The sequence below is a fragment of the Allobosea sp. GW821-FHT09G06 genome (assembly GCF_059416005.1).
The window spans coordinates 1,450,764-1,460,497 of sequence record NZ_JBWKOI010000001.1 but is presented as its reverse complement, the minus strand read 5'-3'; the positions used below and the strand labels follow the sequence as shown (position 1 = coordinate 1,460,497).

The 9,734-nt window shown below is 66.0% G+C and carries 9 protein-coding genes; 2 read left to right on the top strand and 7 right to left on the bottom strand.

Annotated features, from left to right (window positions below):
* Positions 1-33: 33 nt before the first annotated feature.
* The gene (gene trxB / locus AC07NY_RS07150; protein ID WP_494582818.1) at positions 34-999 is read left to right on the top strand and encodes a thioredoxin-disulfide reductase; all 966 of its coding nucleotides are present in this window, start codon (positions 34-36) and stop codon (positions 997-999) included.
* A 144-nt stretch (positions 1,000-1,143) separates the two neighbouring features.
* Positions 1,144-2,034 (top strand): LysR family transcriptional regulator, encoded by an 891-nt coding sequence (locus tag AC07NY_RS07145; protein ID WP_079591033.1) that lies wholly within the window; start codon positions 1,144-1,146, stop codon positions 2,032-2,034.
* 544 nt (positions 2,035-2,578) lie between these two features.
* Here AC07NY_RS07145 and AC07NY_RS07140 read toward each other — a convergent pair.
* The 7 genes from AC07NY_RS07140 to AC07NY_RS07110 form a co-directional block, all read right to left on the bottom strand.
* Positions 2,579-3,130 (bottom strand): NADPH-dependent FMN reductase, encoded by a 552-nt coding sequence (locus tag AC07NY_RS07140; protein ID WP_492288046.1) that lies wholly within the window; start codon positions 3,128-3,130, stop codon positions 2,579-2,581.
* 111 nt (positions 3,131-3,241) lie between these two features.
* Entirely contained in the window at positions 3,242-3,817 is a 576-nt protein-coding gene (locus tag AC07NY_RS07135; RefSeq protein ID WP_494582815.1) for a methylated-DNA--[protein]-cysteine S-methyltransferase, read from the bottom strand.
* A gap of 90 nt (positions 3,818-3,907) precedes the next feature.
* On the bottom strand, positions 3,908-4,864 hold the full coding sequence (msrP, locus tag AC07NY_RS07130) for a protein-methionine-sulfoxide reductase catalytic subunit MsrP (RefSeq protein ID WP_494582813.1): 957 nt from the start codon (positions 4,862-4,864) through the stop codon (positions 3,908-3,910).
* 223 nt (positions 4,865-5,087) lie between these two features.
* The gene (leuB, locus tag AC07NY_RS07125) at positions 5,088-6,197 is read right to left on the bottom strand and encodes a 3-isopropylmalate dehydrogenase (protein ID WP_494582811.1); all 1,110 of its coding nucleotides are present in this window, start codon (positions 6,195-6,197) and stop codon (positions 5,088-5,090) included.
* A gap of 141 nt (positions 6,198-6,338) precedes the next feature.
* The gene (locus tag AC07NY_RS07120) at positions 6,339-7,928 is read right to left on the bottom strand and encodes an ABC transporter substrate-binding protein (protein WP_494582809.1); all 1,590 of its coding nucleotides are present in this window, start codon (positions 7,926-7,928) and stop codon (positions 6,339-6,341) included.
* A 92-nt stretch (positions 7,929-8,020) separates the two neighbouring features.
* Positions 8,021-8,410: a RidA family protein gene (locus tag AC07NY_RS07115; RefSeq protein ID WP_492288050.1), complete on the bottom strand. Its 390-nt coding sequence runs from the start codon at positions 8,408-8,410 to the stop codon at positions 8,021-8,023.
* A 77-nt stretch (positions 8,411-8,487) separates the two neighbouring features.
* Complete coding sequence (locus AC07NY_RS07110) at positions 8,488-9,672, bottom strand: lytic murein transglycosylase (protein WP_494582807.1); 1,185 nt, start codon at positions 9,670-9,672, stop codon at positions 8,488-8,490.
* Between the last annotated feature and the right edge of the window lie 62 nt (positions 9,673-9,734).

Below are 9,734 nucleotides of genomic sequence, written 5' to 3'. Positions count from 1 at the left end.
CGGCCCCAAGCCCGCAGGAGAGGAACTGAGACGATGGCCCATACCCACGCCCGCGTCATGATCGTCGGCTCCGGCCCGGCCGGCTACACCGCCGCGATCTACGCTGCCCGCGCCATGATGGAACCGGTGCTGATCTCCGGCATGCAGGCCGGCGGCCAACTGATGATCACCACCGATGTCGAGAACTATCCCGGCTTCGCCGACGTCATCCAGGGCCCCTGGCTGATGGAGCAGATGCGCGCCCAGGCCGAGCACATGGGCACCCGCATGGTCTCCGACCACATCGCCCGCGTCGATCTCTCGCAGCGCCCCTTCCGGCTCTGGGGCGATGGCGGCGAGACCTATTCCTGCGACGCGCTGATCATCGCGACCGGCGCCCAGGCCAAGTGGCTGGGCCTGCCCTCCGAGCAGAGCTTCCAGGGCTTCGGTGTTTCGGCCTGTGCGACCTGCGACGGCTTCTTCTTCCGCAACAAGGAGGTCGCGGTCGTCGGCGGCGGCAACACTGCCGTGGAGGAAGCGCTCTATCTCGCCAACCTCGCCAGCAAGGTCACGCTGATCCATCGCCGCGACAGCCTCCGGGCCGAGCGCGTGATGCAGGAGCGCCTGTTCAAGCACCCGAAGATCGAGGTGGTCTGGGACAGCGAGATCGCCGAGATCTGCGGCGGCACCACTCCGCCCAGCGTCACGCATCTGCGCCTGAAGAACCTCAAGACCGGCGCTGAGAGCGAACTGAAGACCGATGGCGTCTTCATCGCCATCGGCCACAAGCCGGCGACGGAGCTGTTCGTCGGCCAGCTCGCCATGAACGAATCCGGCTATCTCGATGTCGAGGCCGGCACGACCCGGACCAATGTCGATGGCGTTTTCGCGGCCGGCGACGTCACCGACGAACATTACCGTCAGGCGGTCACCGCCGCCGGCCTGGGCTGCATGGCCGCGCTCGACGCCGAGCGCTGGCTTGCCGCCAACGCGCTGGATCGCCGCGAAGCCGCGGAATAAAGGCTTTCGCGCAACCCATCACTGACTCTGATGGGTTGCGTCACCAGATTCACGACGAATAACAGAGACTCCCTGTCACACAGGCGTTGACGCACAACGCCTTTATCCCCCATCATGCAAAAAACGCATAGCGGGGGAAGCGCGGTGGATTGGGACCGCATTAGAATCTTTTATACGGTCGCGGAGTCAGGCAGCTTTACAAAAGCTGGCGACGTTCTCGGCTTGAGTCAATCGGCCGTCAGCCGCCAGATCGGCGCGCTGGAGCGGGAGCTGCGCGCGCCGCTGTTCCATCGCCATACGCGCGGCTTGATTCTCACCGAGCAAGGCGAATTGCTGTGGCGTGCCGCCCGCGAGATGACGCAGCGGCTCGAGCGCACGCGCTCGCAGCTCTCCGAGACCCGCGAGCACCCGTCCGGCGAGCTCAAGGTCACGGCGACCCGTGGCCTCGGCGGCCACTGGCTGACGCCGCGCCTCTCCGAGTTCATGGATCTCTACCCCGACATCCGGGTCGAGCTCATCCTCACCGATGAGGAACTCGACCTGTCGATGCGCGAGGCCGATATCGCGATCCGCCTGCGCCAGCCGCAGCAGCCGGACCTGATCCAGCGCAAGCTCTTCACCGTGCACTTCCACGTCTATGCCTCGCCGGCCTACGTGAAGCGCTTCGGCGAGCCCAAGAGCTACGACGATCTCGACAACCACCGCATCCTGTCCTTCGGCGGCACCTCGCCGTCTTACCTGACGGCGGTGCACTGGCTCGGCACGATGGGGCGCGACCAGCGCAACCCGCGGCCGATCCATCTCACGGTCAACAACATCACCGCGATGAAGCGCGCGGTGGATTCGGGCGCCGGCATCGCCGTGCTGCCGGACTATCTGATCGAGACCGGCTCCCCGCTCGTGCAATTGATGCGCGAGACCGAGATGCCGCAGCTCGAGAGCTACCTGGTCTATCCCGAGGAGATGAAGTCGGTCGCCCGCGTTCAGGTCTTCCGCGACTTCCTCATCCAGAAGGCCCAGCGCTGGACCTACTGATTTCGCCTCATGGGTGAAAAGGAATCGGGCGCCGCAAGGCGCCCTTTTCAATTCTGGCGGTTTTGTGACCAAGCAAGCATCTCGCATGCGCCAAAATCGGATCGTTCGCCTGAAAACTGTTCAGCAGCGGACGAAAACCGGGTTTCCGAGGGGCCTGCAACTTCCCCGCGCAGGCCTCATCCTGCAACGAACGCATATTTCTCAATCATTTAGGCTCAAATTAGCGCCATCTGCCCTTGGTTCATGCAACAGGCGCATGGCGGACCCAAGGTATGTTGCATTGCAAAATGGCAGGTCATGGCCGATATTGAACTCACGGTTGTTCGAAACGGGCTCCGCAATCTCCTCCCGGCGTTGAGTTCGTTTCAGCCGTTCCCCTCTGAGATGTTTGGCGGTTTCGCCAGATGTTTCAAACTTTCAAAGCCGGCTCCCCTCGGGGACGCCGGCTCTTTTTTTGGCCTGACCACTGGCTGCCGGTGTCGCCGGAACGAAAAAGGCGCCGCCCGGAGGCGACGCCTTCTTGCAAGCGCAGAGGCGGCTTCGATCAGGCGGCGAGCTTGCCGGCGATCTTGGCGAAATTGTCGACGAAGCCCTGCAGGAAGCCGCGCGTCGCCTCGTTGGTGACGTTGCTCTCGGCGTCGATCAGGTCATCCTTGAAGGTGACGAAGACCTGGCTGCCGACGACGACACCGGCGAGATTGGTCAGGATCATGCGCAATTCGTTCTGGGAGACGGCCGTACCGACGGCGCCGCCGCTGGTGCCGGTGACGGCCACGGTCTTGCCGGCCCAGGAATTCTTGCCATAGGGGCGCGAGGCCCAGTCGATCGCGTTCTTGAGCACGGCCGGGATCGAGCGGTTATGCTCGGGCGTGACGATCAGGATCGCGTCGGCGGCCTCGATCTCGCGCTTCAGGCGCAGTGTCGACTCGGGGCGGTTCGGCTCCAGATCCTGGTTGAACATCGGCAGGTCGTCGATCTGGACGAAGGTGGCGTCGAAAGCGCCCTCACCCAGCTTCGCCAGCGCCTGGGCCAGCTTGCGGTTGATCGATTCGCGGCGGTTGCTGCCCACGATGACGGCGAGCTTCAGTTTGGCCATGGTAGTCCCCAGTGAGGGTGGAAAGGCCGGCACAGTAGAGGCCGCGCCTCACGCCGCGCAAGCCGCCGCGCTGCAAGGGCGATATTGCGTGAATTCAAGCTGCGAGGCTGGTCAGTGCCGCCCCGGCCGCGCCGCCAGCGGCAGGGCGTCGAACAGACTGGGCTCGGCGCTGGTGCGCGCCTTCTCGATGGTCAGGATTCTGAGCTTGATCTCGACTCCGCCCTCGGCCGAGAAGCCGCCGGTCTTGCCGCCAGCGGCCAGCACCCGGTGACAGGGCACGATGATCGGCCAGGGATTCTGGCCGAGCGCGACGCCGACGGCCCGCGCCGCACCGGGATCGCCGATGCGTTGCGCCACCTCGCCATAGGTCAACGTCTCGCCATGCGGAATGGCGAGTGCAACCTCATAGACCTTGCGGTTGAAGTCCGAGACGCTCTCCAGCGCCACCGGCAGATGCGACAGGTCGCGCTTCTCGCCATCGAACAGCGCCCGGATGCCGGCCACGGCTTCCGCGACGAAGCCCTCGGCCTCCGTCTCGTCGGCCTCGGGAAAGCGCCGCTCCAGGCGCTTGCGGGCCGCCGCCTCGTCGCGCTCGGGCAATTGCGCGCCGATGAAGCGCTCGCCCTCCCAGACGACGGCGCAGGGGCCGATCGTGGTCTCGAACAGGTGGAAATGCTGGTTGGCCATGTGCGACCCGTGTCGTTCCGGCTTGGGATGACACGAGGTCTAGCACGGCAGCGGCAGGAGACGGCACCCGAAACCTGCCGAGGCCCTGCCTCACATGAAGAGCTTCTCGCCCTCCAGCCCCTTGTAGAGCCCGGCGACCTGCTCGCCATAGCCGTTATAGATCTGCGTCGGGCGCCGCTCGCGCGAGCCCAGGATCTGCTCGCTCGCCTGGCTCCAGCGCGGGTGCGGCACGGCCGGGTTCACATTGGCCCAGAACCCGTATTCCGAGGCCTGCAGCCCCTCCCAGAAGGTCTTCGGGCGCTCGGCGACGAAGCTGATCTTCCGGATCGACTTCACCGACTTGAAGCCGTATTTCCACGGCGTGATCAGGCGGATCGGCGCGCCATGCTGCGTCGGCAGCGGCTTGCCGTAGATGCCGGTGACGAGCAGCGGCAACTCGTTCGTCGCCTCGGCGATGGTCAGCCCCTCCGTATAGGGCCAGGGATACCAGCGCTGGTTCTGCCCCGGCGCGACGCGCGGGTTCAGGAAGGTCTCGAAGCGAATATACTTCGCGCCCGAGAGCGGCTTCGCCAGCGCGACGAAGGAGGCGAGCGGAATGCCGGTCCACGGCACCGCCATCGCCCAGGCCTCGACGCAGCGGAAGCGATAGAGCCGCTCCTCGATCGGCAGCTTGCGGATCAGGTCGTCGAAGCCGATCTCGAAGGGCTTCTCGACGAGCCCGTCGACCTGAATGGTCCAGGGCCGTGTCGCGAGGCGCTTCGAGGCATCGACGATGTCCTTCGACATGCCGAATTCGTAGAAGTTGTTGTAGTTCGCGGCGTCGTCTTCCGCCGTCTGCGGCACACCCAGAACATAGGCGGCATTGCGCTTGGCCGGGTAGAGATCGAGCGTCGGATCGGCGCTTTGAGCCGTCGCAATGCCCGGCAACGCGGCGCCTGCGATCAATCCAGCCCCCGCGGCCATAAGCTGGCGGCGATTGAGGAACACGCTCTCGGGCGTAGCCTGGCTTTCCGGCATTTCCCAGCCGGCACGGCGCTTGATCAGCATGACGGACATACTCCGTTTTCGTCGGGCCGACTTAGGCCACGAAAGCGGGGTCACGGCAATTCACGAGGGAGAGAGACGCGACCTATCCCCTCTCCCCTTGCGGGAGAGGGTTGGGGTGAGGGGTCGCGCGACACTGATCGCTAGCGACTCAGGGCAATATGACCCCTCATCCGTCCCGGCTGCGCCGGGCCACCTTCTCCCGCAAGGGGAGAAGGAAAGAACATCAGCCCCGCGCTTCCAGCGCCTTGATGATCGCCGCGCCCATCTCGCTGGTCGAGACGGCGTTGGCGCCCGGCGCCGCGATATCCTTGGTGCGGGTGCCGGAGCCGAGGACGTCGGCGATCGCGCCTTCGAGCCGGTCGGCCGCCTCGCCCGCGCCGAACGAATAGCGCAGCGCCATCGCGAAGGAGCCGATCATCGCGATCGGATTGGCGAGGCCCTTGCCGGCAATGTCCGGGGCCGAGCCATGGACGGGTTCGTAAAGCGCCTTGCGCTTGCCCGTGGCGGAGTCCTCGGCGCCGAGCGAGGCGGAGGGCAGCATGCCGAGCGAGCCGGTCAGCATCGCCGCGACGTCCGACAGGATGTCGCCGAACAGGTTGTCGCAGACGATGACGTCATATTGCTTCGGCCAGCGCACGAGCTGCATGGCGCAGTTATCGGCGAGCACATGCTCGAGCTCGACATCCTTGTACTCGGCGGCGTGCAGCGCGGTGACCGTCTGCTTCCAGAGTACGCCGGTCTTCATGACGTTGTGCTTCTCGGCCGAGGAGACCTTGTTGCGGCGGGTGCGCGCCAGTTCGAAGGCGACGCGGCAGATCCGGTCGATTTCCGGCGTGGTGTAGAGCTGCGTATCGACGCCGCGCTTGGAGCCGTCCTCCAGCGTGACGATCTCCTTCGGCTCGCCGAAATAGACGCCGCCGGTAAGCTCGCGCACGATCAGGATGTCGAGGCCTTCGACAACCTCGGGCTTCAGCGAGGAGGCCGAGGCGAGCGCCGGGTAGCAAATCGCCGGGCGCAGGTTGGCGAACAGGCCGAGATCCTTGCGCAGGCGCAGCAGGCCGGCTTCCGGGCGATGCTGGTAGGGCACGTCGGCCCATTTGGGACCACCGACTGCGCCGAACAGCACGGCGTCGGCGTCCTGGGCGAGCTTCATGTCGCCTTCGGAGATCGCCTGCTTGTGCGCGTCATAGGCCGCGCCGCCGACGAGCCCCTTCTCGATCTCGAAGGAGCCGAGGCCCTGCTTGCCGAACCAGGAGACGATCTGCTCGACCTGGCCCATCACCTCGGGGCCGATGCCGTCGCCGGGGAGCAGCAGGAGCTTGTGGGTCGCCATGGTCGTCGCCTCGCGCTTGATCGTGAACCGAACCGGTTTCCGGTCTTGCGGCGGTGATTACGGGCGGAACCGTGGCGACGCAAGCGGTGGGCCTGCGAAGCCGGCGCATGGCAGGCCATGCGCCGGCGCCGGGAGCGCTGCTCAGGCCTTCTTCTCCATGTTCCAGAAGAACTGGACCGGCGCGAGCACCATGCCGCTCAGGTTCCGGCGGAACGCCATCGGCTGCTGGACGAGGCCGCAGGGAACGTAAGGAACGGCCTCGAAGCCGCGCTCCTCGATCTTCGCCGCGATCTCCTTCTGCTTCGCCTCCTCCGGTGTCGCGATCCAGGTGTCGCGCAGCCCTTCGATCTGAGCATCCTCGGGCCAGCCGAACCAGGCGGAGCCGCCATTGGCCCGCATCAGCGGATGCAGCGCCGGATTGAGCGTGTCGGCGCAGGACCACAGCGTGTGGAACACCGACCAGCCGCCCTGATCGGGCAGGCCGCGATTGGCACGCCGGCCGATGAAGCTCGCCCAGTCGGTCGCGACCAGCTCCGAATTGATGCCGAGCTTCTTGAACAGATCCTCTGTAACCATGCATTGCTGATAGGCGATCGGCTGGTCGGCCGGCGCGAGCAGGACGACCTTCTCGCCCTTGTAGCCAGCCTCCTTGAGCATGGCCCTGGCCTTCTCGAGATTGCCCGGCATGGCCGCCGCCCCGCCCGCTCCCGACGACATCGGCGAGCCCGGGGTGAAGAAGGTCTTGGCCGGGCTGTAGAACGCCTTGTCGCCGACGACCGCCTCCATGTAGTCGGTCTGGTTGACGGCGGCCATCACGGCCCGGCGGATCGCCGGGTTGTTGAAGGGCGGCTGCAGCTGGTTGAAGCGCATCAGCAGGAACAGGCCGAGTGGCACGTTCTCGATGACGACGTCCTTGTTGCCCTTCAGCATCGGGATCAGGTCGACGGGCGGCTGCTCGTACCAGTCCAGCTCTCCCTGCATCAGGGCGCCGGCCGCGGCCGCCGCTTCGGTCAGGGCGAGCCACTCGATGCGATCGATCCGGGCGACCTTGCCGCCGGCGGCCCAGGACGGGGCCTCCTCACGCGGCTTGTACTTGGCGAAACGCTCGTAGATCGCGTTCTGGCCGGGCACCCACTGCTTGTCCATGAAGCGCCACGGGCCGGAACCGACCGCCTCCGTGATGTTCTTCATGTGGTCGGCCTGCGCGATGCGCTCCGGCATGATGAAGGGCACGTTCGACGAGAGCTTGCCGAGCGCGGCCGTCATCATCGGGAACGGCTTCTTCAGGCGGATGCGGAAGCTGCGCTGGTCGACGACGTCGTAACCGTCGACGAAGGTGGCGAAGGTCTGGCCGAAGGCATCCCGCTTCGACCAGCGCGCGATCGAGGCGATGCAATCCTGCGCGCGGACCGGCGTCTCGTCATGGAAGGCGAGCCCGTCGCGGAGGCGGAACGTCCAGCTCAACCCGTCCGGCGCGGTCTCCCAGGCCTCGACCATCTGCGGCTTGATCTGGAAATTCGCATCGGTGGCGAAGAGCGTGTCGTAGATCAGGTAGCCGTGATTGCGGATGACATAGCTGGTGGCCGTGATCGGATCCAGCGAAGGCAGAGGCGTCGAGGGGTTGAAGCGCAGCGTTGCCGCCGCCCCCTGCGAGAAGGCCCGGTTGCCCATGAAGGCTGTCGCGGCAAGCGCGCCAGCTCCTGTGAGGACCGTGCGACGGCGTATCGACATGGCAGATCTCCCTCTTTTTGTAGGCGGATGCCTCAAGGGCATCGCCTAGCAAGGGATATACCAATTGTCGGCACCCTGTCGACAACTTGCCGTCAAGCGCTTCCGATACGCGCGGTCACTTCGATCTCGACCTTCATCTCCGCCTTGAGCAGCCCGGTCACGACATAGATCGCGGCCGCCGGCCTGATCTCGCTGAAGAACTCGCCGCAGACGGCCAGCACCGGCTCGCAATAGCTGCGGTCGGTGACGAAATATTGGGCCCGCGCCACCTGCGCGAGCGAGGAGCCGGCCTCCTCCAGCACGGCGCTGATCGTGCGGAAGATGTTGCGGGCCTGCTCGGCCGCATCCTCCGGCAGCAGCATGGTGGCGTAGTCGTAGCCGGTCGTGCCGGAGACGAAGACGAGATCGCCGTCGATCACGGCGCGTGAATAGCCGAAGCTGCGCTCGAAGGGCGAGCCGGTGGAAATCAGGCGGCGGGTCATGGCGTCTCCGGAGGCTTCAGATGCGGCAGGAAGGCTTTTCCCAAGCGCTCCCGCGACGCCACCCGTTTTCTGCGCGATCAGACCCGCCCGCCCTTGAGCGCCCGCAGAACCTTCTCGCCCGGCCGTCCGGTCTGAGGCATGCCGATCTTCGCCTCGATCTCCTTGATCGCCGCCCGCGTCAGCGAGCCGACGGCGCCATCCGGCTCGCCGACATTGTAGCCGCGCTGGATCAGCAGGCGCTGCAGCTCGCGGCGTTGCTCGCGCGACAACGGCAGGTCGTCGGTCGGCCAGTCGCCCTGCACGCCCGGCTTGCCGCGCAGGCGATCGGACAGCAGCGAGATGGCGAGCGCATAGGAATCCGCGCCGTTATAGCTGTAGGCGGCGTCGTAGTTCTTGAAGACGAGGAAGGCCGGGCCGTTGCGCCCCGCCGGCATCAGCAGGCCGGCATTGCCCGAGCCCGTCAGCGCCGAGCCGTCATATTTGACGATGCCGCGCGAAGCCCAGCTCGACACCGGTTGCTTCGGGTTACGCCCGGTCGGGCCGGAATAGCCACCGGGCACGCGCACCTCATAGCCCCAGGTCGCGCCGGTGACCCAGCCCGCCTTGTCCATGAAATTCGCGGTGGAGTGCAGCGCGTCGGGGATCGAATCGACGAGGTCGCGCCGGCCGTCGCCATCGCCGTCGACCGCGAGCCGGAGATAGGTCGAGGGGATGAACTGGGTGTGTCCGAAAGCGCCTGCCCAGGAGCCGAACAGCCGCTCGGGCCGCACGTCGCCGCGCTGAATGATCTGCAGCGTCGCGATCAATTCGCCCTTGAAGAAGGCGTTGCGGCGCGGCGCCAGGCAGGCGCCGGTCGAAAGCGCCTGCACCAACGGCATCTTGCCCCGCGCCTTGCCGAAATCGCTTTCGACGCCCCAGACGGCGGCGATGGTGTGCCGGTCGACGCCGAAGCGCTGTTCGGCCGCGGCGAGGGTCGAGGCATGCTGGCGCATCATCGCACGCCCTTCCGCCACCTTCTCCTCGTCGACGAGGGTGCCGAGATAGTCCCAGATCGGAGTCTTGAACTCCGGCTGGTTGTTCATGGCTTCGATGACCTTCATGTCCGGCTCGACGCCGACCATGGCCCGGTCGAAGGTCGCGCCCGAGACGCCCTTGGCGGCGGCCGCCGACTTCAACCCGGCAAGGCAGGACTGGAACCCGCTCTGCGCCGAGGCGGCGGAGGCGAGAAGGACGAGTGGCAAGGCCAGTGTGATTGCGCGCATGGTCTCCACCGAATCGCAGAATTCACGCAAAACTAGGGCGTCGCCGTTAACGGAAGTTAATC